The organism is Bradyrhizobium sp. CCBAU 051011 (assembly GCF_009930815.1).
Taxonomy (GTDB): Bacteria; Pseudomonadota; Alphaproteobacteria; order Rhizobiales; family Xanthobacteraceae; genus Bradyrhizobium.
This window is the reverse complement of sequence record NZ_CP022222.1, coordinates 2,315,157-2,338,996: the sequence shown is the minus strand read 5'-3', so window position 1 is coordinate 2,338,996 and position 23,840 is coordinate 2,315,157. Positions and strand designations below refer to the sequence as shown.

Genomic DNA, 23,840 nt, shown 5'->3' with positions numbered 1-23,840 from the left:
AATTGCGTTTAACCCGTTCTCTACCAAGAGGGGAATCGTCCCCCAGGAGGGAACTAGGCCGCGCTCGCTGGCGGCAGTGCCAGCACTGAATAGATCGCCTGGGCGTCGCGCGAGGCGCGCAGCTTCTTGGCGACGTCAACGTCACGCAGCAGGCGGGCGATTCGCGCCAGCGCCTTCAGATGATCGGCGCCCGCGCCTTCCGGGGCCAGCAGCAGGAAGATCAGGTCGACCGGCTGGCCGTCCATCGCCTCAAAATCGATCGGGCGCTCGAGCCGGGCGAACAGCCCGAACAGCTTTTCCAGTTTCGGCAGTTTGCCGTGCGGAATGGCGACGCCGTAGCCGACGGCGGTGGTGCCGAGCTTCTCCCGCTGCAACAGCACCTCGAACACCGAGCGTTCGTTCTGGCCGGTCAGGGCAGAAGCGCGCGCCGCGAGTTCCTGCAGCGCCTGCTTCTTGCTGATGACCTTCAACGCGGGGAGAATCGCCTCGGGTGCGACCAGATCGGTAATCGTCATGGGGCGTTCCGAGGTGAATTAACCGTCAGGTTGCGAGATAGGTTCTAGAACCGGGGCGTCAAGAAGATGAGACGGGAGGCGGGGTTAGTCCGGGTCCCGATTTGCTGGGCTTCTACTCCAACGCTTGGCCGGTGCCAACTCCCGGATGCGGGTTCCTGCACTGCCATCGTTAGGGGCGGCGGACCATAGGGAGGGTGGCCCGGGGCGTCAATGCGGCTCGCCATATATGTCATGGGGTAACCGCCGGGGGGTCGACCCAGCCGACATTGCCGTCCGTCCGGCGGTAAATGATGTTCACCCGGCCGCTGGACCCGTGCTGGAATACGATGCAGGAGGCCCCGGTCAAGTCGAGTTCCATGACCGCCTCGCTGACCGAAAGCCGTTTCAGCGACGTGGTCGCCTCGGCAATGATGACGGGGCTGTAGGAGGTGACCTCCTCGTCGCCTTCGGCCGGCGCCTCGATCACATAGCTTGGCGCGTCCAGCGACGGGGTGTCGATCTCCGCCAGCGCCGCGGAGGCCGCATAGGCCTTGCGGGCCGAGCGGTCCTTGAGCCGGCTCTTGTAGCGGCGCAGGCGCTTCTCGATCATCAACAGCGCCTGGTCGGCGCTGGCATAGGCGTCGGTGGCGTTGGAATCGGCCTCCAGCGTAATCCCCGAATCAAGGTGCAGCGCGCAATCGGTGCGGAAGCCGAAGCCATCCTTGCTCAGCGTGATGTGGCCGGAATAGTTGCCGTCGAAATATTTCCTCAAAACCTCATCGGTGCGCTCGCTGACGCGCGAACGAAGCGCCTCGCCGACGCTGATGCTTTTGCCGGAGATTCGAAGGGTCATTTGATGCCTCGCTTGATGGCTCGACTATTCTGGTCTTCCCGGGCCGGCTTGGGGGAACTGAGACTATCGCGATCTGACGCGAACGCAATCAGGCTGGGGCCGTGTCGCGGGACCGGTCGGAGGAGGTGGCGGGAGCGGAAAGTGCGTTACCGAGCATGCTCTGTTTGTCACGGCGGCGCTGGACCGAGGAAGGAATACGCATGGCCTCGCGGTATTTCGCGACCGTGCGGCGGGCAATATCAATGCCGGATTCACGCAATCGTTCCACGATCGTGTCGTCGGAGAGGATCGCGCTCGGGGCTTCCGCGTCGATCAATTGCTTGATGTGGTGACGGACCGCCTCCGCCGAATGCGCCTCGCCGCCATCGGCCGACGCTATCGAGGCGGTGAAGAAATATTTCAGTTCGAAGCTGCCGCGATTGGTCGCCATATATTTGTTGGCGGTCACTCGCGAGACCGTCGATTCGTGCATCTGGATCGCGTCCGCCACTGCTTTCAGATTCAGCGGCCGCAGATGCGCGACGCCATGGGTGAAGAAGCCATCCTGCTGGCGGACGATTTCGGTGGCGACCTTCAGAATGGTGCGGGCGCGCTGATCGAGCGCGCGGACCAGCCAGGTCGCGTTCTGCAGGCAGTCGCTGAAGTAGGATTTGTCGCCGTCCTTGCGGATCGTCTTCGACAGCTCGGTGTAATAGACCTGATTGACCAGCACGCGCGGCAAGGTGTCGCTGTTGAGCTCGACATGCCATCCGCCGTCCGGGCCCGGCCGCACATAGACGTCGGGCACCATGGTCTGCGTCCGTGCCGAGCCGAATTTGAGGCCGGGCTTCGGATCGAGACGCCGGATCTCGCCGATCATGTCGGTGATGTCTTCATCGTCGACGCCGCACAATTTGCGTAAAGCGGCAATGTCGCGCCGCGCGAGCAGGTCGAGATTTTCCACCAGCGCCTGCATCGCAGGGTCGTAGCGGTTGAGTTCGCGGAGCTGGATCGCAAGACACTCGCTCAAATTCCGCGCGCAGACGCCGGGCGGATCGAACTTCTGCAGTACGGAGAGCACGGCATCGACGTCGGCCTGCGAGGCGCCGAGGCGTTCGGTCGCCTGCCCAAGATCCGGCGGCAGGTAGCCCGCATCGTCGACAAGGTCGATCAGATATTGTCCGATCATGCGCTGCGCCGGCGCAGAGAACGCAACCGCGAGCTGTTCGGCGAGGTGGCTGCCGAGTGTCACCTCGGCGGCAACGAAGGCTTCCAGATTGTAGTCGTCGTCGTTGGAGGCGCCGCCGCCCCATTCGGTGTAGGCGGTGGGTGCTGCATCCTGCGCGGCGCGCGCGGCGGCTTCCGCGGGCTCCTCGGAAAAGACATTGTCGAGGGGGGTGTCGAGGGTCTGCTCGATCTCGGTGCGGCTGCCGAGGTCGCTGTTCAACCAGTCCTCCTGGCCGGGCTCGAAGGCCTCGCTCCCCGGGCTGGTGCCCATATCGGAGGCATCGCCGCCGCCATCCTCGCCATAGCTGCCGGGATCGGAGAACTCGGCCCCCTCGGCGGCCGGTTCGCCCGCAACCGGGGGTTCGGGGCCGTCGCTGGCGCGATCCAGCAGCGGATTACGTTCCAGCTCCTCCTCGACGAAGGCCGACAGGTCGAGATTCGACAATTGCAGCAGCTTGATCGCCTGCATCAATTGCGGCGTCATCACCAGCGACTGCGACTGGCGGAACTCTAATCTCTGCGTCAGCGCCATGAGGTCAAGAACCGATCCACTAAAAGTTGGTCCGATTCTTGCTTATATTAGTCTAAAGCCCTTGTACACGTCTTGACGGATGCAAAAAACGGGCTATGGCGCGATCGGCAACGGCGAAAGCCGATTTCGGGCCGGGATACTCCGCGGTTTTCTGAATAAGCGCAATATCTTAACGCCAAACCGTCCGCGCATTCGCAAGGCGCACGCACTACAGCCGGAATTCCTCGCCAAGGTAAAGGCGGCGTACATCCGGATCGTTGACGATCTCTTCCGGGCTGCCCTCGGTCAGGATCTGCCCGGCATAGACGATATAGGCGCGGTCGGTCAGGCCGAGCGTTTCGCGCACATTGTGGTCGGTGATCAGGACGCCGATGCCGCGGTTGGTGAGGTGGCGGACCAGGTCCTGAATGTCGCCGACCGCGATCGGATCGATGCCGGCAAAGGGCTCGTCGAGCAGCATGTAGTTCGGACGCGTCGCCAGTGCGCGTGCAATTTCGACGCGGCGCCGCTCGCCGCCGGACAGCGCGATCGAAGGCGATTTCCGCAAGCGGGTGATGTTGAACTCATCGAGCAGCGAGTTGAGTTCGGCCTCGCGCTTCTTGCGGTTGGGTTCGACAACCTCAAGCACGGCGCGGATGTTCTGCTCCACGGTCAGGCCGCGGAAGATCGAGGCTTCCTGCGGCAGGTAACCGATGCCGAGCCGCGCGCGCTGATACATCGGCAGTTTCGTCACGTCGTGGCCATCGAGTTCGATGGCGCCGCGGTCCGCCTTGATCAGGCCGGTGATCATGTAGAACACCGTGGTCTTGCCGGCGCCGTTCGGACCGAGCAGGCCGACCGCCTCGCCGCGGCGGACATAGATGCTGACGCCGCGCACGACCTGGCGCGTGCCGAAACTCTTTTCCACGCTATGCACCGCAAGAAAACCGGGCCGCTTGATCAGGCGTGGCGCTTCGCCGCCATTGGCCTTGACGTTGGACTTGGGCCGCGGCGCCTGAGCCCGCGAACGTGGCCGCTCTTCGCGCGGCGGTTCGACGTCGGGCTCGGACTGCGGCAAGTCCAGCCCGGGCAGTGAGGCGGCACGCGCCATCGGCGGCGCATCGCGCACCGGGCTCGTCATCATGTCACCGAAGGAATCGCCGAGCGCCGTGATGTCCTCGCGCGAGCGCGCAAAGCCAGGTGCGCCGCGTTTCGCGGGGCGTCGACGGAACATGCCGAGTAAATCCACCATTCCGCTTCGCTTAAGCCTTTCACGGTGATACCGCGACGCGCCCGCCGGCGAATCGCTACGCCCGCGAACCATGAATGAATGGATGTCCCCTGCCCAGCGAAACACCCCCCCGTGCGCCCTGCCAGTAGATACAGGCTCGCACCTCAAGCTTCAACCATCCGCGCCCATAAGAATCTTTAAAGCACTGATCTATCTTATTTTTTACCGGGGATCAGCGACGGTATGGCAACCGGCGCCTGCTTCGCCCCACCTGAGCCGGACCCGCAATTCTCACCCTGGATGAACATGCCCTGCACTTTGCCGCTGTCGGATTCGACCCGCGACACGCCGGTGGTCATGTCGACCTTGAGGCGGTCGCCGCGGAGCACGTTCTTGCACTGGGTCAGCACCACGCCACCCACCATGGTGATGAGGTTGGCCCGGGTGTCGAAGATCGCGGTCTCGCCGGTCACGACCTGATCCTTCTGCGTCACCACGACGGAGCCCTTGGCTTCCAGCCGGCGGATCGACGAGCTGCCGCCGGGTCCGGGAGTCGCAGACTGCATCGATCCGGATTTCGATCCCTTCGGTGCGGCGGGTTGCGGCGCGGCCTGATCCGAGCCGGAATCGTAAAACACCACCAGCGACTTCGAGGTCATGGTGGTGTCGCCCTGCACGACCTTCACGTTGCCGGCGAAGGTCGCCTCCTTTTTCTTGTCGCGCATCTCGAGCGAGGCCGCCTCGATCTGAATCGGCTGATCGCGGTTTTGCGAAAAGCCCTGCATCGCATTCGGCACGCCTGACATCGCGCCTTGCGCGAAGACGTTACCGGAGGCGGTCAAGGCGAGCGCAAGCGCGGCTGCCGCAAAACTGCGCGAGAACAACTGCATCATAAATTTCATTTCGTGTTGGCCGACTTGCCGGTAACGGACCGCGTCTTGGGCGGCGGCGCAGGCTCCGGTTCGGGCTCAGGCGCCGGAGGGCTTTCCATGATCAGGTTCATCACGACATTGCCTTCGAAACGCACGACCTCGCCGCTGTTGATGATCCTCAGCCGATCAGCGGTGAGCGTCCCGTTCAGCAATTTGACGTCGACATGCTCGTCCGACGTCACCGAACCCTTGTTGATATCGACATAGGCCTGCGACAGCTTCGCCTCATAGCCGGTGGAGGATTGCAGGAAGATATCCTTGCGCAGGTCCAGCATCTGCTGCTTGCTGTCGAAAAATCCGGTGCGGGCGTCCATCGTCACCGTGCTCTTGTCCTCCATCATGACCTTGGCCCGCAACGTCCTGAGCTCGACGTGGTCGGGGTTGGCCAGATCCTGGACCGCCGCCTTGGCCCACAATTCGTAAGGGCGCTGATCGGTGGAGAAGCCGGCGAGGTGCGGCGTTTCCATCGTGATCTTGGTGCCTGACACCACGAGATTGCTGATGTCGACGGGCAGCTTCGCCAGCTCCGTAATCTTGAACGGGTTGAAGATGGCGATGTAGATGACGACGGCCATTGCCAGCGCCACGGCCGTGGGAACCGCAACCCGCAGCATCCGCACCATCCGGCTATGGCGGGCGGCCGCCGCAAAGCGGGCCTCCATTCCGGTGGCATAGGCTGGATTCTGTATCGAGTTCACCGCGGCTCCAAGGGACGCTAAGACGCCCAAGAAAGCGTCATTCTACCCGCAATCGCGGGATTATGCAGCCCGGACACTCGCGATCAGTGTGACCGAAACGGGGCGGAAGCGGGCTCCGCGGCGCTTCAAATGGTCTCGGTCACGAATGCGCGAAGATGTCCTCGGCTTCCCAGCCGCCGAGATCGAGCTTGGCCCGGGTCGGCAGGAAGTCGAAACAGGCCTGCGCCAGTTCGTTGCGCCCCTCCCGCGCCAGCACGGCATCGAGCCGCTCGCGCAGGGCATGCAGATGCAGCACGTCGGAGGCGGCATAAGCGAGCTGCGCCTCGCTGAGGCTCGCCGATCCCCAGTCGCTCGACTGTTGCTGCTTCGACAGATCGATGTTGAGCAGTTCGCGCACCAGATCCTTCAGGCCATGCCGGTCGGTATAGGTGCGGGTCAGCCGCGAGGCGATCTTGGTGCAGTAGACCGGCTGCGGCATCACGCCAAAGGTGTTGTAGAGCACGGCGAGATCGAAGCGGGCGAAGTGAAAGATTTTCGTGATGGCCGGATTGGCCAGCAGCGCCTTCAGGTTCGGCGCATCGGTGTGGCCCTTCGGGATCTGGATGACATCGGCGCTGCCGTCGCCATTCGACATCTGCACCACGCAGAGCCGGTCGCGATGCGGGTTGAGCCCCATGGTCTCGGTATCGATCGCCACCGAATCCTTGTAGCGGGACAGATCGGGCAGATCGCCGCGATGCAGGCGGATGGTCATGAAGGAAAGCCTCGTGTCTCTGGTCGATTCGACGGAACACTAGCGCTCCGAGCCGCGGGAGGCGAGCGGCTGGGCGTGGCTTATAGGGCGGGAATTTGCGGCCTCGCCGGGATTTTTGCACGCGGGACGTGCATTCCCCGGCCTTGGCGCGACGCGGTCGCGACGGCGTGGCAGGCCTTATTTAGGGGCATTCGGAGGAGCGGCCTTCTTGTCGGACAATGTCGGCGGCTGCAGCTCCGGACTATTGGCCCAGCGGTCAAGATTCTCGATGACCTTGGCGTGGCTCGGTCGTCGCGGCGGCGGACATTCCTGCTCTTCGGACAGCTTACGCGGCAGCTTGATGTGCTCTGTCATGGCCGTACTCCAGGGGCCAGATCATGCGCTTGGGCTAACCGTAAATCAACCGCTAAAATACTGTTTTTACTGATGTATTTAGCTAATTTGAAGTCGGAATCGGGTTTGATGGAACCGGCTGCAACGACGCGCGTTGAGTAAGCGGCTCAATTGGACAACCCTGCTCAATTTCCTCAATCAGGACCTCTTGCCATGGCTGATACCCGCGGTGAACGGCTCCAGGTGATGCTCTCCCCCGAGGAACTGACCGTGATCGATGATTTCCGCTTCAGGCACCGCATGCCGACCCGCGCCGCTGCGGTGCGCGAGCTGTTGAAGCTGGGGCTGACGGTTGCGACGGCAAACGGCAACGGGATGAAATCCAGCGACTATGGCGTGTTCAGCCGCGGTCGGGACGGACATACGTCGGAGCACGATCCGGATCCGGCGGCATAGCCCGCAGATCTGTCGCGTCACCGCGGTCGCGGGCTGGCTCACGCTTCAGAAAAAATCCGCCCGCGGACATAGCGGCCCGGCGACCTCGAACCCGGCGCGCCTGCGCAGCGACCAAATCCTCGCCGAATTGGCATCGAGGTGAGGCTGTGGTTCGCGACGTCATATTGCTGCTCGGGCTTGCCCTCGGCCTCGCCGCCTGCTCGCCATCCGACGACTTCGCGGCCTGCACGGCCGGTGACGGCGGCCCTGAAGCCGTCAGCGCCTGCTCGCGCGTCGTCCTGATTACAAAAATCCTGCCGCTCGGCCGGCAATTCAAGACCCACGACCTCGCCAAGGTTTACACGGCGCGCGGACGCCATCTCGCCGCCACGGGCGAACTCGATTCAGCGATCGTCGATTTTGGCGAGGTGATCCGGCTCGAACCGCGTGAGACACAGGCATTGCTCGAACGGGCCGCGGCCTACCAGAAGCTCGGCAACCACGATCTGGCCATCGCCGACCTGAGCGAGCTGATCCGCCGCGACGCGCGGCGTGCAAGCCATTACGCCGCGCGCGGCAAGGCCTATCAGGCGAAGGGCGACGACGAGGGCGCGCTCAGGGATCTCAACCAGGCGATCGCGATGGATCCAGGCGATCCGTTCTACAAGATTGCGCGGGCGGCGAGCCACCGCCGCAAGCGCGATCACGACCGCGCCATTGCCGACGCCGCCGCGGCGATCGCGATCCAGCCCTACTTCGCCGTGTTCTATCTTGAGCGGGCCGACAGCCTGCTGCGCAAAGGCGGCAGCGCCGAGCGCGCGCTCGCCGATCTCGATCAGGCGATCAAGCTCGAGCCTGGCCTGGCCATCGCGCACAGCCGCCGCGCCGTCGCCCTGACCTTGTTGAAAGCGCCCGGCGATCCGCTCGCCGAAGCCGAGGAAGGCGTGCGGCTCGATCCGAAGTCGGCCGAGGCGCGGGTCACGCGCGGCACGATTGCGCTCGCCGCCGGCCAGCGCGAACGCGCGGCGGCCGACTTCGACGAGGCGATCCGCCTCGATCCCAGACATGCCGAGGCCTACGAGGCCCGCGGCATCCTGCGGCGCGCCGGCGGCAATCTCGATGGCGCCACCAGGGATTTCAGCGAGGCGATCCGCCTCGACCCGCGCATGGTCGGCCCCTATGTGCAGCGCGGCGGCATGTTTCGCGAGCGTGGCGCGCACGACAAGGCACTCGACGACTTCACGCTCGCGATCCGCAACGCGCCCATGCAGGCCGGCCTCTATGTCGAGCGTGCGCAAAGCCACGAGAAGCTCGGCCGGCTGCCGGAAGCGCTCGACGATTTCCGAATCGCCCGCGGGCTCGACCCGCGGATGCCTGCCGCAAGCGAAGGCTATGCGCGCATCGAGGCGGCGTTCGCCGCGAGCGGCCGACCGAAGCCGTCGGAAAATCCCTGAGGTCGGTGCGCACGAGGGCCCGGTGGTATTGCGGACCCGGTCAGCGGATCAAAGAGACCGCATTTCAGCGAATCATGGGCAAGGGCACTTGGTGCCCAGGGCTTTCTTTTGGGTCGATGAGATCAACGGCACTTGAGCGGTGTCCTTAAGTAGTCCGTAACGGCGACTCGCCTAAAAGTTGTTAGCGATAAAGCCAAGCGGATTGCTGCGAAAAGCAGAGAGGGAGCAAGGAATGCATATTGCGCGTGGGCTATTCTTGCTGGTCGGCGCTCTTGTCATCGCATGGACCCTCTCGATCCCTACGCCGGGCCAAGCCCAAGACTTTGGCCGTGCAAATGGCACGTGGGAGGGCAGTCTTGGTCCTGTCAGCGGTCCCGGGTTGTTCGCGTCTGATAAGCCTCTCCCAATCCGTATGATCATTCGAGACGAGGGGCCTCAAGTGTTCACTGGTGAAGACTTCACCGTTGAAGCCAAGCCAGGGAAATTCAAGATCGACCGAGTCGCGACCAATATGATCGTTTCTGCGATTGACTCAGGCGAGGACAATGACGGGGTTTGGGTCGAAACATGGGCGTTCGTAATTACACAGAAGGACCGAAATACCTTGATCACGAACTTTTATCGCGTGGTCAACAACACTGACCTGCCTCAGCAATGATGATAGCAAATTTTCCTCGGCAAAAGCTGGCGAACTCAAGCGAGTTTCACCGGAATAGCGTCACAACGGCCCACAGCCTGATGAAAAATGGTCAATCGGCAGCCACTTGCAATCGTGATCCGAATACCAGACGTCACCTTGTCGCGGCCTGACTTGGAGACGGCGTTGGGACGGCCTCTGGACCGCTACGAGCAGGCAAGGGACAGCGCCTCCGCATATGCTCAGATCGACGGGCGGAACGGCGTGCATAGTCATTCAGTTTCTCGGCGACGGATAAAAGAATGAAGTTCTTGGCCCGAGACGAAGCGACTTTGTTGGAGAAGAAGCTTCGTCGTGAGATCTCAGAACAGGCTGATCCGAGATCAGTTCTCTATTACGAGAGTGGCAACCGTGATTATGCGGCCGCCGCGAATACAATCGCGCTATCGATCGGGAAATTTTCCGAGGCTACGCTGGTTTTTTTGTGGTGCCTTAGCGGCGACGGGTGGGACGAGCCTTCGGCGTCGACAGAAAGCTGGAGGCGGTACAGAAAATGGCGAGCTGCGAATAATGAGGAGCGTCGACTGTACCAAGCCCCTGGCCATCGGTTCGAAGCGAACGAGGTCGAACGGTTGTCCAAGACGGTGAAGTTTGCCCTTGAACTGGGCTGGGACGCTTTGGTCGAGGCGAAGCCGGGACGACAGCTTCTGTTCCTCTCGCACGACGATCGTTTGGAAATCTACCGAGGCTTCAGTGGCGGGTTGCTGGTCAGGCAGTTGACCGGGCTCGGATATTGGCGTCGCGCTGATCGGTAACGAAGTGACGGAATGAAAAATGGTCAATCGGCAGCCCCTTGGAATCGTGATCCGAATACCAGACGTCACCTTGTCGCGGCCTGACTTGGAGGCGGCGTTGGGACGGCCCCTGGATCGCTACGAGCAGCCAACGGATCGCGTCTGCGCGTATGCCCAGATCCACATTCCAGGTGATCAGGACCAATGGGCTGCTGCTCTCGATTGCGTTCAATCGATCGGTGCCCGCATGCAGCGGCTGGTCTCAGAAAACCTCATTGGATCCTCGCAGATGGACATTGCGGTGGCATTTCCCGATTCGGCCGTCATGAAGTCCCTGGAAATTCCTGCACGACTAGCTGCCGTTGCGGGTGAGACAGGGATGGATATCGGCATCTCCATCTATCTAACTGACGCTTGAGGCTCGGAAAATGGGCGAACGATCAGGAGCACCAGAGACTGAGGCAGATGCAGCGAAGCTGAGCTTACAGGAGCTGAACGGCTGGATCGCCCGCGCCGAATTTATGGCGTCGCATTTGAAACGCGCTGCCTCACTCAAGAAGTCGGCGATGAAACGCCTGGTCTGGCTCGAGCCCAGCGCGAGAGGCTTCATGGCGTGCCTGCCCCGGATCGTAGCCGGTTCTGATTGCATCCTGATGAGCAAGAAACCCCATAGGCCGCCTCAGGCACGTCCTCGCCTCGTCGACAGAATTCAACTCGCGAGGTCCACCGGCCGGCACCTTGATGGAATCTGGATCGGATGTTGGCGCGGCAGGCCCGAAGACTTGACGCGCGTCGAAGGTGCGTTGCTGCTCATCAAGCAGCATAGCCCGCTGGACTACGCACGCATCACCCGCGAGCTTGAACGAGTTTGGTTGCACCTGCTGCCGCACGGCCTTGGCGCATACAACCATTCACTCAGGGCCTGCGTCCTCGATGAGCGATATGTGGCCGACCCGGCCACGACGGTCGAGCAGATCGCATCAACGATCGTGCACGAAGCCACACACGCAAGGCTCGAACGATGCGGGATCGAATACGAGGAACAGCGGCGCGCAAGAATCGAGGCCATCTGCTTCCGCCGAGAGCTAGCCTTTGCTGTTCGCTTGCCCGACAGCGCCGAACTGCAGGAGGGTATTGCGCGATGTTTGGAGTGGTACGCCAATCCAGAGCACTTCAGCGATGCTCACTTTCAAGAAGCTCACGCAGCGGGTGCAATTGAAGCGCTGCGCCACCTGGGGAGCCCTGGCTGGTTCGTCAAAGCCTTCTCGCTGGCCCTGCCAATCGTCAGCCGGGCGAGGAGCCTGTTCCGTTTCCAATCGCGATGAGTCGGCTGCCCGCTGTGCCCGGTCTCGTGCACCCGTCAGCGGACCAAGCAGCCCGCATTTTCGCGAATCATGGGCAAGGGCAATGGTGCCCAGGAAAGGACTCGAACCTTCACGGCCGTGAAGCCACTGGCACCTGAAGCCAGCGCGTCTACCAATTCCGCCACCTGGGCCCGGGCGGGTTAGTAAGGAACGGTCACGCGCTTGTCAAATCGCTTCATCGCCTTCCGAATACGCTGTACAGCAGGGTCACGTTGGCGTATCGCGAATCCGCTAAATCCCACCGTTATCGTTCGAATTTGACCGGCAGGAATTGACCCGATGACATCGAACCTGGAAACGCTCGTTACGGTCTTTGGCGGATCGGGGTTTCTCGGGCGAAACGTGGTGCGGGCGCTGGCCAAGCGAGAATACCGGATCAGGGTGGCGGTGCGGCGGCCGGAACTGGCCGGGCACCTGCAGCCGCTCGGCCGGGTCGGCCAGATCCACGCCGTGCAGACCAATCTGCGCTATCCGGCCTCCGTCGAGGCGGCGATGCGCGATTCGGCGGTCGCCATCAACCTGGTCGGCGTCCTGGCCGAGAGCGGTGCGCAGACCTTTGACGCCGTACAGGCCAAGGGGGCCGAAACCATCGCCAGGACGGCAAGCGCCACCGGCGCGCGAATGGTGCATGTATCCGCGATCGGCGCCGACGAGAACTCGCCCTCGGCTTACAGCCGCGCCAAGGCGGCCGGAGAGAAGGCCGTCCTTGCGGCGGTGCCCTCCGCCACCATCCTGCGGCCCTCGCTCCTGTTCGGGCCCGAGGATCAATTCACCAATCGCTTTGCTTCGCTGGCCCGGATCTCGCCCTTCCTGCCGCTGATCGGCGGCGGCGAAACCCGGATGCAGCCGGCCTATGTCGCCGACGTCGCGGCCGCTGTGGCCAATGCCGTCGACGGCAAGACGAAGCCGGGCGCCGTTTACGAGCTCGGTGGACCGGAAGTGCTGACCATGCGCGAGATCATGGAAACCATTCTCGCGATCACCGAGCGCAAGCGCATGCTGCTGTCGCTGCCGTGGGGACTGGCGCGGTTTCAGGCACATTTCCTGCAATTTGCGCCGGGTCCACTGAAGCTGACGCCGGACCAGGTGGCGATGCTGCAGTCGGACAATGTGGTGTCTGACGCCGCCAAGGCAGCAGGGCTCACGTTGGAAGGGCTCGGCATCACCCCCGATTCGATGCAGGCGGTCGCCCCGCAATATCTCTGGCGCTTCCGCGCCGCCGGGCAGTTTCAGCGCAAGAGCGCGTAGTTTCGTAGGGTGGGAAAGCGAAGCGTGCCCACCATTCGCGCCGCCGAGATAAATGGTGGGCACGGCGCAAGAGCGCCTTTGCCCACCCTACAATTTTCGGATCTTACTTCCCCAGCGCCAGCGCGATCAGGCCGATCGTGCCGATGACGACGCGCCACCACGCAAAGAACGTGAAGCCGTGGCGGGTGACGTAGGTCAGGAACGTCTTCACCACGATCGCCGCCGTGATGAAGGAGACCACGAAGCCGATCGCGAGGATGCCGACGTGATCGAGTGTCATCTCGGCGCGGTTCTTGTAGAAGTCATAGGCGAACGCGCCGACCATGGTCGGAATCGCCAGAAAGAACGAGAACTCCGCCGCCGATCGCTTGTCACCACCGAGCAGCATTGCCGCCACGATGCTGGCGCCGGAGCGCGATACGCCGGGAATCATCGCCACGCATTGCGCGATGCCGATCCAAAGATACATCAACAGCGGATAGCGCGTGGCGTCATCCTCGGTCGGCTTCAATTCGAGCTGATCGACCCAGAGCAGGATCGCGCCGCCGACAATCAGCGTGAAGTTCACCACCCATGGATTGAACAGCAGCTCCTTGATGTATTTTCCCGCAATCAGGCCGATGACGACCGCAGGCAGGAATGCCAACAGCACGCCGATGACGAAGCGGCGGTCGTCGGGATTTGTGAACATCCCGAGCGCCACGCGCGACAGCTTGACGAAATACAGCATGACGATGGCAAGGATCGCGCCGAGCTGAATCAGGATCACAAAACTCTGCCAGAAGGCGCCCTCGCCGAGGCCAAAGAAGCGTTGCGCGAGCAGCATGTGGCCCGTGGAGGAAACCGGGAGAAATTCCGTGATACCCTCGATGATGCCGAGAATCACCGCCTTCACTGCATCCGACATCATGGTGTGGTCCATTCTGGCTGGAAAAAGCGCGTTCTTCTCGCCTATTCCTCCCCATGCCGCAATCGCAAAAAAACGCCAAACATAGGTTGCCTCATGCGCCTGCTTGGCTAGTGTCCCGATTCGCATGACGCGGTTTGAGGGTTCCTTCAGGCGCGATTTACCCCAAGGATTTCATGTACACGCTTTATCACCACCCGTTCTGCCCGCATTCGCGCTTCATTCGCCTGGTGCTCGGCGAACACGGCCTCGACCTGCGCCTGGTGGAAGAGCGGGCGTGGGAGCGGCGTGAGGGGTTCCTCGTGCTCAATCCGGCCGGCACAACGCCGGTGTTGATGGCCGACGGCTTTCCGCCGATCCCGGGCGCCGGCGTCATTGCCGAATATCTCGACGAGACGCACGGCCTGGAAGCGGGTGACCGGCGGCTGCTGCCGGCCTCGATGGGCGAGCGTGTCGAGGTGCGCCGGCTGATGGCGTGGTTCAACGAAAAATTCTTCGAGGAGGCCTCGAACCCGCTGGTGACCGAGCGCATCTACAAGCGGTTCATGAGCGAGGAGAATGGCGGCGGGGCGCCGGCGGCCGACGTAATCCGCGCGGCCAAGGCCAATGTGCGCTATCATCTGGCCTATATCGGCTGGCTGGCGCAGACGCGGAATTTCCTCGCCGGCGACCGCCTGAGCTACGCGGACCTCGCCGCCGCGGCGCATCTTTCGGCGATCGATTATCTGGGCGACGTGCCATGGAGCGAGGACGACGCGGCAAAGGCGTGGTACGCGCGGGTAAAATCCCGCCCGTCGTTCCGCCCGCTGCTGAGCGAATGGCTGGCGGGCGTGCCGGCCTCGCGCACCTACGTGGACCTCGACTTCTGAACAAGGCCGTCAAACTCTCCGCCGCCGACTTGAAGACCGCGCTCATGCGCGAGGCGGAGACACTCGGCTTCGACTGCATCGGCGTGACCGGTCCGGACGCGATCGCTAGTGCCGGAAAATATTTCCGCGAATTCCTCGCTGCCGGCGCGCATGGCGACATGGACTGGCTCGCGGCGCAGCCCGAGCGGCGGATGGACCCGCGCGTGCTGTGGCCCGGCGTCCGCTCGATCATCATGCTCGGCGTCAACTACGGCCCCACTGAAGATCCGCTTGCACTTCTTGCCAAGCGCACAAGCGGGGCGATATCGGCCTACGCACAGGGCGACGATTATCATGACGTCATCAAGAAACGTCTGAAGACGCTGGCAAGGTGGCTGGTCGCGGCCTCAGGCGACGAGGTGAAGGTGTTCATCGATACCGCGGCCGTGATGGAAAAGCCGTTGGCGCAGGCGGCGGGAGTTGGCTGGCAGGGCAAGCACACCAACCTGGTCTCGCGCGAATTCGGCTCATGGCTGTTTCTCGGCGCGATTTTCACCGCATCCGACCTGCCGCGCGATGCCGCCGACACCGATCATTGCGGCTCCTGCAACGCCTGCCAGGAGATCTGCCCGACCGCGGCGTTTCCGGCTCCCTACAAGCTCGATGCGCGGCGCTGCATTTCCTATCTCACGATCGAGAACAAGGGCCCGATCCCGCGCGAATTTCGCAAAGCCATCGGCAACCGCATCTATGGCTGCGACGATTGTCTTGCGGTGTGCCCGTGGAACAAGTTTGCAAGGAAAAGCAGTGAAGCCAAACTCGCCGCGCGCGCCGAATTGCGAGCACCACAGCTTTCCGATCTCGCGCGGCTCGACGACACCGCGTTTCGCGCGCTGTTTTCGAAATCCCCGGTCAAGCGCATTGGCCGCGACCGTTTCATCCGCAACGTGCTGATCGCGATCGGCAATGCGGAGGATGCGTCGCTGGCGGCAGAGGCCGAGCGTTTGCTTGATGACGCAAGCCCGCTGGTCCGCGGCGCGGCGATATGGGCGCTGTCGCAGTTGGTGGATCGCGAGAGATTTAACGCACTGGCGGCGAAGGCGATCGGCACCGAGACGAATGAAGACGTTCGGACAGAGTGGCGCCTCGCCACCGCTGCCTGACCGTTCACCCTGAGGCGCGCACAGCGCGTCTCGAAGGGAGAGGCCACCGGCCGGGCCTCTTGATTTCACGCAACGAAATCCGCCATGGTCGCCGTGCATGACAAAAAACCAGCCCTTTTTCACGCACGACCGCGCCAACGACATCTTCATGCCCACGCCCGTCTCTAACGGCCCGTGGGACCCCAGTTCGCTGCACGGCCGCGTCGTCATCGGCCTGCTTGCGCACGTGATCGAGCAGCGCCACGGCTCCGATGATTTCGTGCCGGCGCGGCTTACCGTCGACATGTTTCGCCTGCCGAACATCACGACGCCGATCGAGGTCAGGAGCAGGCAGATCCGTGACGGGCTGCGCATCAGGGTGGTCGAGGCCGAATTCTTCAGTGGCGGCACCAGCATGGCGCGCGCTTCCTGCCAGTTATTGCGCAAGACGGAAAACGCGCCGGGCAATGTCTGGTCGCCCCCGAACTGGGACGCGCCGAAGCCGGCGGACATTCCGAAGCCCACCGATGTCAGGCTCGGCATGAACGGCAAATGGACCACGCGGCCGATCGTGGGTCACATGGGTTCGCCTGGGCCGCGGCGTCTCTGGATGAGCGAGGTGCGCGAACTGGTCGAGGGCATCCCGATGTCGCCCTTCGTGCATGTCGCAACGGGCGCCGATTTCGCCAGCCCCTTCGCCAACGCCGGCGACCAGGGCCTCGGCTACATCAACAGCGACGTCACGCTCTACCTGCACCGGCTTCCCGTGACGCCCTGGATTGGCTTCGAGGTGGTGAACCACCACGCCACCGACGGCGTCGCGATCGGCGAATGCTGGCTCTATGATGAGCAAGGCCCGATCGGAACGTCGACGGTCGCGGCGCTGGCGCAACGCAAGCCGATGGCGAAGTTGCCGCCGCCGTAGTCGCATTCGTTATTGCACACGCTCTCTCATCCGTCATTGCGAGGAGCGAAGCGACGAAGCAATCCATGCTTCCGCAAGCGGAGAGATGGATTGCTTCGCTACGCTCGCAATGACGGTGGAGAGGCAATCACTCCACCAAATGCCGCTTCATCTCCGGCCGCGCCTTCAGCGCCGCGCCCTGCTTGGCAACGATCTTCGCAATCCGCTCCGGCGCAAATTTGAGATCTACGAAGGCCGGCGCGGTGTTGGCGACCTCGTGATATTCCGCGATCTTGCCGTCGCGCAGCCGCATGACCGCGACGCCCTCGAACATCGCCCGCGCGCCCTCCGCTTCCGGCAGCGTAGAGCGGTAGCTGAATGTGTAGCGCGCATAGAGCGTCTCACCGTCGCTGACGGGATCGTGCATGTCCCAGCGAAAATCGGTGGCCGTGCGATAGAACCAGTCGTCGATCATGCTTGCGATTTTGGCGCGGCCTTCGAATGCGCCGTAGAACACGTCGTGATAGACGCCGTCTTCGGTGAACAGTTCCGAGAAAGCCTTGCCGTTGCGCAGTTCGACAGCGTCGCAGAAGGCGCGGAGCATTGTGGCGGTGTTCATGGCGTTGCCTCCCGGCTCGTCATTTTTTCTTCCCCTCTCCCCTTGTGGGAGAGGGTGGATCAATCGCGCGAAGCGCGATTGAGACGGGTGAGCGACTATCTGGTTTGTCAAGTTGCATTGGCATACGCGGTTCGCGCGTCGCGAGCTTTTGCGTTGAGCCTGACGAGGAGCTTGCGGGCAAGGGCAATGCGAACGACCATTTTCTCCTTGCCGGCCTTGAGCAGCCTGTCGCGGAACTCGGCAAGGCTTTTGTCGTAGCGGGCGGCGATGGCCGCGACGAGGAAGAGGATCGAGCGGACGCCGGCGCGACCACCGCGGGTGGGTCGCTTGCCCTTTCGCTTACCGCTGTCATTGGCGATCGGGGCAAGGCCGGCAAGCTTGGCAATGGCTTTGTTGGAGAGCGTGCCAATTTCCGGTAGTTCGGCATGAAGGCGCGCAACGGTCCGCCCGGCGACGCCCTTCATCTCGCGCCAGGTCTCGGCGAGCTTTGCCCACAGCGGATCGTCATCGATCATGGAGGCGATTTCCCCCTCGAGCGAGCGGGATTGGCGCTTGAGCAGGGCGATCACTTCGTCGAGGCTGGCCAGCATCTCGGGGTTATCGAGCAGGCTTGCGCGACGCTGCTTCTGCACGGTGAGATCGTCGGTGACCTGCCGGAGCCTTGCCACAAGCGCCTTCAGGCGCTGCTGGGCTTGGCTTGGCAAGGGGGTCGGAGCCAGGTTCTTGGCATGGGCGAAGCGGGCAATGACGGAGGAATCGATCCGGTCGGTCTTTTCCAGAATGCCCATCGCCTCGGCGTAGCGGCGGACGTTGCGTGGATTGGTCAGCGCGCAGCTGATGCCTTTTTCCCACAGCTCGACGAATGCCCGTCGCTCGTACCCGCCACTGGCCTCCATCACCACCAGCGTGACGGCATGTTCACGGCAGAACGCGGCCAGTTCCGCAATGCCTGCCGTATCGTTATTGAAGCTCGCAAGCCGATGCCCGGGCTCGATGCAGACATCGAGCTTGGCTTTCGAAACGTCCACTCCACAAATTGTGTTCTTCACGGTAACCTGCCTTGTCCATGCGATCGGAGCTCAAGCGACTGTTCGGTCGTGCGTGACATGGCGAAGATCCCAAAGCTCACCCACGGTTGTAGCCGGAGGGGGAACGGGCGACATCGCCACGCGTCTTGGCCGGTGGCCACCGGCCAAGACGCTAAGTCGCTTCCATCGCACAAATCTTGGCCGTGCAGATACAAGGGGTCTGTCTCCGCGGAGAGAACCCCTCATCCGGCTCGCCGCCGCTTCGCGTCAGCGATCCACCTTCTCCCACAAGGGGAGAAGGAAAAGAAGATCACCCCATCTCCGCTACCGCGGCCATGATGCGCGCGATGTCCTGCGGGCGCGACAGGCGGTGGTCGCCATCCTGGATCATGGTCAGCACCACGTCCTCGGCCGGCAGCCGGTGCGCCAGCGCAAACGCGTGTTGCCAGGGCACATCAGGATCCTTCGCGCCCTGCAGGATGCGGACGGGGCAGCCGACCTCGATGGCGCTGCCGAGCAAGAGGTGATTGCGTCCCTCCTCGATCAGCGCGCGGGTGATCGGATAGGGCGTGCCGTCGCCATACTCCGACGGCCGCATCCAGACGCCCTTGGTCCTGATCTCCTCGCGGATCTCGTCCGAAAAATTGTTCCACATCAATTGCTCGGTGAAGTCGGGCGCCGGTGCGATCAGCACCAGCCCGGCGAGGTTCGCCTGCTTTGCCTCACGGTCGGCGATGGCGCGCGCCAGCAAGAGCGCCATCCAGCCGCCCATCGAGGAGCCGATCACGACCTGCGGGCCCCGGCAGAACTGCTCGAATACCGCGACGGCTTCTTCCAGCCAGCGCCCGATGGTGCCGTCGATGAAGGCGCCGCCCGATTCGCCGTGGCCGGAATAATCGAATCTAATACAGGCGCGGCCGTGTTCCGCGGCCCAGGCGTCGAGCGCCAGCGCCTTGGTGCCCCTCATGTCGGAATTGAAACCGCCGAGCCAGAACAGTCCCGGCCCGCTGCCGGCGCGGGCGCGCACGGCAATGCGGCGGCCGCCGTCGCCCTCTCCCACCTCGATAAAGGTCGGTTCCTGGTCGATCGCTGCTGAATTGGTCATGGATCGGTCTCTCGCCCTGCCGCTTTGTCCGCGAGCGCGCTTCACGGGTCAAGCGCGACCCTCTGGCGCTTGCGGATCAGGTGGCCGGCCTATATTTGGCTGAAGTGACCGAATTGCCTCGCATTTGACGGTTTTCGGGCGCAGTGAGCGAGTTCGCTTGCTGTCTTCGGCATATTGCTTCAAACTACGGCCCTTCCTTTCACAACTTTGGAGAGTTACCCATTCGCCGTCCCAACAGAGCCCCGCCCGCTGCAACCAAAGACGGGCCGCGCACCAATGATGATATCCGCAACGCGCAGATCCAGCTGATCGATCAGAACGGCACCAACCACGGGACCATCGAGACCGTGGTGGCCATCAAGATGGCCCTCGAGGCGGGCATGGATCTTGTCGAGATTTCGCCGAACAACAATCCTCCCGTCTGCAAGATTATGGACTACGGGAAGTTCAAGTATTCGGCACAGAAGAAAGCGGCCGAAGCCCGCAAGAAGCAGAAGATCGTCGAGATCAAGGAGATCAAGCTGCGGCCGATGATCGACGATCACGACTACGACGTGAAGATGCGCGCGATGCAGCGGTTCTTCGAGGAAGGCGACAAGGTCAAGATCACCTTGCGCTACCGTGGCCGCGAAATGGCGCACCAGGAGATCGGCACCAAACTGTTGGACAAGGTGAAGGCCGACGTCGCCGAATTCGCCAAGGTCGAGCAGGACGCCAGGTTCGAGGGCCGCCAGGTCGTGATGGTGCTGGCGCCGCGCTGAGTTTAGTCGGTTGTAAGATATGAAGCGGCCCGTCAGACGATCCGGCGGGCCGTTTTCATTTCTCGTAGCCCGGATGGAGCGAAGCGCAATCCGGGGCAGGTCGATCCGCATACGCAGCACCCCGGATTTCGCTTCGCTACATCCGGGCTACGGCTCTTAAAAGTCAGCCCCGCGTAGCCTGCCAGGTACCGCTACAGTAATCGCCGGTGATGATGCCGCGCCACGAGCCCGCGCCGTAGCTGCCCACAAGCCGGCCGCCGCCGCTGGCGCGAGATGCGCCGACCGAAACCCGGACCGCAACCACACCGGCGCGACTGACCGATCCCGAAACCCTGCCGCCGCCGGCCGATGAAACCCGGCTGCCGATGACGGTGAAGGGAACGCTGTAGCCTGAACTGCAATTGCCCCGCGTGGTGGCGAAAACCACGTTCCAGATGCCGTCATAGGCTCGGATTGCCCTGGCTCCCCTCGGCGCAGCTTCGGCGGTGACCGGGGCCGCCATGACGGCCAGAGCGGCGAAAACGGGAAGCCAGCGCGAGGCCCGAAGGCCGGGAGAAGTGCCAAAACCGGCAATCGATCGCTGAAAATGGGTCATTGTTCCTGCTCCGGACGGGGTGTTAATGACGTCAGCGATAGGTAGCGGCGTCGGGCGCCGCGGTTCATCGTTGCCAATTGGCGTTTCCTCTGTCATAAGCCCGACCTTCATCGCCCGGCTGATCAAGGGCTGCCGTGTCGATGTCCGTGCGGGTTATTCCTTTTTCTGGGAAAACCTGAGCACTTTCAACGCTCTAACGAGCATTTTAGCCGGCACAACGCCTTCACGGGCGTTTTCGTGTTGCGGCCACAGGAGAGCCAAATGCCCAAGCTGAAGACCAAGTCAGGCGCTAAAAAGCGCTTCAAGGTGACTGCCACCGGCAAAGTGATGCACGCCCAGCGCGGCAAGCGCCACGGCATGATCAAGCGGACGAAGAAGCAGATTCGTCAGCTCCGCGGCACCCGCGTGCTGTTCAAGACCGACGGCGACAACGTCAAGAAGTACTTCTTGCCGAACGCCTGATCGCGTTCACGCCGATACAGCCGAGCCGCGCCTGCGCGCGGCGATCCCGTCACCTCATTTCTGATCAAGGATTCCAGTCATGTCTCGCGTCAAACGCGGTGTGACCTCTCACGCCAAGCACAAGAAAGTCTACAAGGCCGCCAAGGGTTTTTACGGCCGCCGCAAGAACACCATTCGCGCCGCCAAGGCCGCCGTCGAGAAGGCCGGCCAGTATGCGTTCCGCGATCGCAAGCGCAAGAAGCGCACCTTCCGCGCGCTCTGGATCCAGCGCCTGAACGCGGCCGTGCGCCCGTTCGGCATGACCTACAGCGTCTTCATCAACGGCCTGTCGAAGTCGGGCATCACGGTCGACCGCAAGGTGCTGTCGGATCTCGCCATCAACGAGCCGGCGGCGTTCCAGGCGATCGCCGAGAAGGCCAAGGCCGCGCTGGCGGCCTGAGGCCGGCCTATTTGGCCGCCTTGAGTGCGCGCTGCGAATAGCGCTGGGCGACCTTCGCCCGGCAGAACGCCGCGAACGAAATGTACATAGTGCCTTCCTCGTGGCTGAACTTTCGGTCGCAGGCATCCTTCTCGCGCTGATAGGTCCGCTTCTGCTGCGCGCTGAGGCGGGCCAGGAAGTCACCCTCGCATCTCGCCTTGACGGCGTCGGTAAGCCCAACGTCGCCGGTGGCCCCGCCCGAGCAGGCCGAGGCTATCTGCATGGCGCGCTTGCAACTCGGAGCCGCCTTCATCGCCGCCGTGACCTCGTCCCTCGACTTCGCCGGACAATCTTCGGCGGCGGCCGGTGCGGCAAACGATAGAACGAGGGCCAGAACAGCCATCCCGGGTCCAAAACGTATCTCGAGCTCCATTGATCGAACTCATCTTGGTGCGGCTCCGCGTGAATTGGTTCAAGGGTGCCGGGCCGCCGGTCCGACATTTGACGGGCTTTTTGCTTGACGTTTTGGCCCCCGAGCGGCGACAACCCGGCGGCCTTTTGCGAAAGAGATTTGACCGTGTCCGACCTCGCCACACTCGAAAAGTCCGTTCTCGACGATATCGCCGCCGCCGGCGATGAAGCTGCCCTCGAAGCCGTCCGCGTCGCAGCGCTCGGCAAGAAAGGCTCGATCTCCGCCTTGCTCGCCACCCTCGGCAAGATGTCGCCGGACGAGCGCAAGACGCAGGGCGCGGCGATCAACCTCGCCAAGGACAAGGTCACCCAGGCGCTCACCGCGCGCCGCGATGTCCTGAAATCCGCCGCGCTCGACGCCCGGCTTGCCTCCGAGACCATCGACGTCACGCTGCCGCTGCGCGAGGCGCCCGCGGAAGCGGGCCGCATCCATCCGCTGAGCCAGGTCTGGGACGAGCTGACGACCATCTTCGCCGACATGGGATTTTCCGTCGCCGAAGGTCCCGATATCGAGACCGACGATTACAACTTCACCAAACTGAATTTCCCGGAAGGGCATCCGGCGCGGGAAATGCACGACACCTTCTTCTTCATCCCTGGAGAAGACGGTTCGCGCATGCTGTTGCGCACCCACACCTCCCCGGTGCAGGTGCGGACGATGTTGTCGCAGAAGCCGCCGATCCGCGTGATCTGCCCGGGCCGCACCTATCGCATCGATTCCGACGCAACGCACACGCCGCAATTCCATCAGGTCGAGGGCCTCGTCATCGACAAGGGCTCGCATCTCGGCCACCTCAAATGGATCCTGCACGAGTTCTGCAAGGCGTTCTTCGAGGTCGACCACATCAACATGCGGTTCCGGCCGTCGTTCTTCCCATTCACCGAGCCCTCGCTCGAGGTCGACATCCAGTGCCGGCGCGACAAGGGCGAGATTCGTTTCGGCGAAGGCGAGGATTGGCTCGAAATTCTCGGCTGCGGCATGGTGCATCCAAATGTGCTGCGCGCCTGCGGCATCGATCCCGATGTCTATCAGGGCTTTGCCTGGGGCATGGGCATCGACCGCATCGCCATGCTCAAATACGGCATCGCCGATCTGCGCCAGTTGTTCGAGAGCGACGTGCGCTGGCTCTCGCATTACGGTTTCAAGCCGCTCGACGTCCCGACGCTCGCGGGAGGCCTGAGCACGTGAATTCGGTCCCTGAAAAATATCAGGGTTTGCGCTCGTTCGCGTTCGGCGACGGGCCGGAGCTGGCCGACGAGCTGCTCGACCTCGTGATCAGGGGCCTCAAGACCGCGACCTGCTCCACCGAGGACGAGCCGAACACGTCGACGCCTGGCGAACAATGGGTCGTGCTCGACGGGCGTGGCGCGCCACGTTGCGTGATCGAAACGATCGAAGTCACCTATCGCCGCTTCCCCGAGGTGAACGCTGCCTTTGCCTATGATGAAGGCGAAGGCGATCGCAGCCTCGACTACTGGCGACAGGCACACCGCACCTATTTCGGCCGGCAAGGCAAGTTTCGCGAAGACATGATGCTGATGTGCGAACGCTTCCGGCTGGTCGAGGTGTTTGGGCAGGCGAAGCAGTCATGAGCGGAGTTGAGCTGACATCAGGCTCCGCCGTGCCGTCCCTCGT

At 62.9% G+C, this 23,840-nt stretch carries 29 protein-coding genes and 1 tRNA gene; 15 read left to right on the top strand and 15 right to left on the bottom strand.

From position 1 onward, the window contains the following. Window positions 1–53 precede the first annotated feature (53 nt). The 8 genes from ptsN to ACH79_RS42920 form a co-directional block, all read right to left on the bottom strand. Window positions 54–515, bottom strand: coding sequence for a PTS IIA-like nitrogen regulatory protein PtsN (gene ptsN / locus ACH79_RS11125; RefSeq protein WP_057839165.1), 462 nt, complete (start codon window positions 513–515; stop codon window positions 54–56). Between the two features lie 229 nt (window positions 516–744). Continuing rightward, window positions 745–1,347, bottom strand: a complete 603-nt coding sequence (gene hpf / locus ACH79_RS11120) for a ribosome hibernation-promoting factor, HPF/YfiA family (RefSeq protein WP_161851062.1) — start codon at window positions 1,345–1,347, stop codon at window positions 745–747. Between the two features lie 88 nt (window positions 1,348–1,435). Beyond that, window positions 1,436–3,085, bottom strand: a complete 1,650-nt coding sequence (gene rpoN, locus ACH79_RS11115; RefSeq protein WP_161851061.1) for an RNA polymerase factor sigma-54 — start codon at window positions 3,083–3,085, stop codon at window positions 1,436–1,438. A gap of 208 nt (window positions 3,086–3,293) precedes the next feature. Continuing rightward, window positions 3,294–4,316 carry an LPS export ABC transporter ATP-binding protein gene (gene lptB, locus ACH79_RS11110; protein ID WP_161851060.1) on the bottom strand — a complete coding sequence of 341 codons (1,023 nt, stop codon included), beginning with the start codon at window positions 4,314–4,316 and terminating at the stop codon, window positions 3,294–3,296. A gap of 194 nt (window positions 4,317–4,510) precedes the next feature. Then, entirely contained in the window at window positions 4,511–5,188 is a 678-nt protein-coding gene (locus ACH79_RS11105) for an LptA/OstA family protein (RefSeq protein WP_246738661.1), read from the bottom strand. Between the two features lie 5 nt (window positions 5,189–5,193). After that, a complete protein-coding gene (gene lptC, locus ACH79_RS11100; protein ID WP_202639217.1) occupies window positions 5,194–5,925 on the bottom strand; it encodes an LPS export ABC transporter periplasmic protein LptC in 732 nt (243 codons plus the stop codon). A gap of 139 nt (window positions 5,926–6,064) precedes the next feature. Then, window positions 6,065–6,679, bottom strand: a complete 615-nt coding sequence (locus tag ACH79_RS11095; protein ID WP_161851058.1) for a ribonuclease D — start codon at window positions 6,677–6,679, stop codon at window positions 6,065–6,067. Window positions 6,680–6,856: 177 nt separating this feature from the next. After that, the gene (locus ACH79_RS42920) at window positions 6,857–7,033 is read right to left on the bottom strand and encodes a hypothetical protein (protein ID WP_202639216.1); all 177 of its coding nucleotides are present in this window, start codon (window positions 7,031–7,033) and stop codon (window positions 6,857–6,859) included. 192 nt (window positions 7,034–7,225) lie between these two features. On the opposite strand from ACH79_RS42920, the gene ACH79_RS11090 reads away from it, so the two are divergent. From ACH79_RS11090 to ACH79_RS11065, 6 genes are all read left to right on the top strand, one after another. Next, window positions 7,226–7,468, top strand: a complete 243-nt coding sequence (locus tag ACH79_RS11090; protein ID WP_161851057.1) for a hypothetical protein — start codon at window positions 7,226–7,228, stop codon at window positions 7,466–7,468. Between the two features lie 146 nt (window positions 7,469–7,614). Beyond that, on the top strand, window positions 7,615–8,901 hold the full coding sequence (locus tag ACH79_RS11085; protein ID WP_161851056.1) for a lipopolysaccharide assembly protein LapB: 1,287 nt from the start codon (window positions 7,615–7,617) through the stop codon (window positions 8,899–8,901). Between the two features lie 232 nt (window positions 8,902–9,133). Further along, window positions 9,134–9,559 carry a hypothetical protein gene (locus ACH79_RS11080; protein WP_161851055.1) on the top strand — a complete coding sequence of 142 codons (426 nt, stop codon included), beginning with the start codon at window positions 9,134–9,136 and terminating at the stop codon, window positions 9,557–9,559. 281 nt (window positions 9,560–9,840) lie between these two features. Beyond that, on the top strand, window positions 9,841–10,353 hold the full coding sequence (locus ACH79_RS11075) for a hypothetical protein (RefSeq protein ID WP_161851054.1): 513 nt from the start codon (window positions 9,841–9,843) through the stop codon (window positions 10,351–10,353). A 19-nt stretch (window positions 10,354–10,372) separates the two neighbouring features. Beyond that, complete coding sequence (locus ACH79_RS11070; protein WP_161851053.1) at window positions 10,373–10,750, top strand: hypothetical protein; 378 nt, start codon at window positions 10,373–10,375, stop codon at window positions 10,748–10,750. A 10-nt stretch (window positions 10,751–10,760) separates the two neighbouring features. Continuing rightward, window positions 10,761–11,657, top strand: coding sequence for a hypothetical protein (locus ACH79_RS11065; protein ID WP_161851052.1), 897 nt, complete (start codon window positions 10,761–10,763; stop codon window positions 11,655–11,657). A gap of 83 nt (window positions 11,658–11,740) precedes the next feature. Here ACH79_RS11065 and ACH79_RS11060 read toward each other — a convergent pair. Continuing rightward, window positions 11,741–11,827: transfer RNA gene (locus ACH79_RS11060), tRNA-Leu, on the bottom strand. A gap of 148 nt (window positions 11,828–11,975) precedes the next feature. On the opposite strand from ACH79_RS11060, the gene ACH79_RS11055 reads away from it, so the two are divergent. Beyond that, window positions 11,976–12,944 carry a complex I NDUFA9 subunit family protein gene (locus tag ACH79_RS11055; RefSeq protein ID WP_161851051.1) on the top strand — a complete coding sequence of 323 codons (969 nt, stop codon included), beginning with the start codon at window positions 11,976–11,978 and terminating at the stop codon, window positions 12,942–12,944. Between the two features lie 103 nt (window positions 12,945–13,047). On the opposite strand, the gene ACH79_RS11050 is transcribed toward ACH79_RS11055, so the two are convergent. Continuing rightward, window positions 13,048–13,854 (bottom strand): undecaprenyl-diphosphate phosphatase, encoded by an 807-nt coding sequence (locus ACH79_RS11050; RefSeq protein WP_161851050.1) that lies wholly within the window; start codon window positions 13,852–13,854, stop codon window positions 13,048–13,050. 173 nt (window positions 13,855–14,027) lie between these two features. On the opposite strand from ACH79_RS11050, the gene ACH79_RS11045 reads away from it, so the two are divergent. The 3 genes from ACH79_RS11045 (at window position 14,028) to ACH79_RS11035 (ending at window position 16,766) form a co-directional block, all read left to right on the top strand. After that, on the top strand, window positions 14,028–14,720 hold the full coding sequence (locus ACH79_RS11045; protein ID WP_161851049.1) for a glutathione S-transferase family protein: 693 nt from the start codon (window positions 14,028–14,030) through the stop codon (window positions 14,718–14,720). Further along, a complete protein-coding gene (gene queG, locus ACH79_RS11040) occupies window positions 14,669–15,862 on the top strand; it encodes a tRNA epoxyqueuosine(34) reductase QueG (RefSeq protein WP_161851048.1) in 1,194 nt (397 codons plus the stop codon). The genes ACH79_RS11045 and queG overlap by 52 nt, the downstream gene beginning before the upstream one ends. Window positions 15,863–15,959: 97 nt before the next feature. Continuing rightward, entirely contained in the window at window positions 15,960–16,766 is an 807-nt protein-coding gene (locus ACH79_RS11035) for an acyl-CoA thioesterase domain-containing protein (RefSeq protein ID WP_161851047.1), read from the top strand. Window positions 16,767–16,893: 127 nt separating this feature from the next. On the opposite strand, the gene ACH79_RS11030 is transcribed toward ACH79_RS11035, so the two are convergent. The 3 genes from ACH79_RS11030 to ACH79_RS11020 all read right to left on the bottom strand — a co-directional run bounded on the left by ACH79_RS11030 (window position 16,894) and on the right by ACH79_RS11020 (window position 19,497). Beyond that, window positions 16,894–17,364, bottom strand: coding sequence for a nuclear transport factor 2 family protein (locus ACH79_RS11030; protein WP_161851046.1), 471 nt, complete (start codon window positions 17,362–17,364; stop codon window positions 16,894–16,896). Window positions 17,365–17,471: 107 nt separating this feature from the next. Next, window positions 17,472–18,413, bottom strand: coding sequence for an IS110 family transposase (locus ACH79_RS11025; RefSeq protein ID WP_161849671.1), 942 nt, complete (start codon window positions 18,411–18,413; stop codon window positions 17,472–17,474). A 289-nt stretch (window positions 18,414–18,702) separates the two neighbouring features. Then, window positions 18,703–19,497, bottom strand: coding sequence for a carboxylesterase (locus ACH79_RS11020; protein WP_161851045.1), 795 nt, complete (start codon window positions 19,495–19,497; stop codon window positions 18,703–18,705). A 221-nt stretch (window positions 19,498–19,718) separates the two neighbouring features. On the opposite strand from ACH79_RS11020, the gene infC reads away from it, so the two are divergent. Continuing rightward, window positions 19,719–20,258, top strand: coding sequence for a translation initiation factor IF-3 (infC, locus tag ACH79_RS11015; protein WP_057834032.1), 540 nt, complete (start codon window positions 19,719–19,721; stop codon window positions 20,256–20,258). 163 nt (window positions 20,259–20,421) lie between these two features. On the opposite strand, the gene ACH79_RS11010 is transcribed toward infC, so the two are convergent. Further along, window positions 20,422–20,853, bottom strand: a complete 432-nt coding sequence (locus tag ACH79_RS11010; RefSeq protein WP_161851044.1) for a hypothetical protein — start codon at window positions 20,851–20,853, stop codon at window positions 20,422–20,424. A 261-nt stretch (window positions 20,854–21,114) separates the two neighbouring features. Between ACH79_RS11010 and rpmI the strand changes: the two genes are divergently transcribed. Further along, window positions 21,115–21,315 carry a 50S ribosomal protein L35 gene (rpmI, locus tag ACH79_RS11005; RefSeq protein ID WP_008539890.1) on the top strand — a complete coding sequence of 67 codons (201 nt, stop codon included), beginning with the start codon at window positions 21,115–21,117 and terminating at the stop codon, window positions 21,313–21,315. A gap of 79 nt (window positions 21,316–21,394) precedes the next feature. Beyond that, on the top strand, window positions 21,395–21,754 hold the full coding sequence (gene rplT, locus ACH79_RS11000) for a 50S ribosomal protein L20 (protein WP_029585523.1): 360 nt from the start codon (window positions 21,395–21,397) through the stop codon (window positions 21,752–21,754). A gap of 7 nt (window positions 21,755–21,761) precedes the next feature. Here rplT and ACH79_RS10995 read toward each other — a convergent pair whose 3' ends face one another. Next, window positions 21,762–22,136 (bottom strand): hypothetical protein, encoded by a 375-nt coding sequence (locus tag ACH79_RS10995; protein WP_161851043.1) that lies wholly within the window; start codon window positions 22,134–22,136, stop codon window positions 21,762–21,764. Between the two features lie 174 nt (window positions 22,137–22,310). Here ACH79_RS10995 and pheS point away from each other — a divergent pair, with 174 nt between their 5' ends. Both pheS and ACH79_RS10985 read left to right on the top strand, forming a co-directional pair. Beyond that, window positions 22,311–23,393 (top strand): phenylalanine--tRNA ligase subunit alpha, encoded by a 1,083-nt coding sequence (pheS, locus tag ACH79_RS10990; protein WP_161851042.1) that lies wholly within the window; start codon window positions 22,311–22,313, stop codon window positions 23,391–23,393. After that, the gene (locus ACH79_RS10985; RefSeq protein ID WP_161851041.1) at window positions 23,390–23,797 is read left to right on the top strand and encodes an ASCH domain-containing protein; all 408 of its coding nucleotides are present in this window, start codon (window positions 23,390–23,392) and stop codon (window positions 23,795–23,797) included. The genes pheS and ACH79_RS10985 overlap by 4 nt, the downstream gene beginning before the upstream one ends. Window positions 23,798–23,840: the final 43 nt, after the last annotated feature.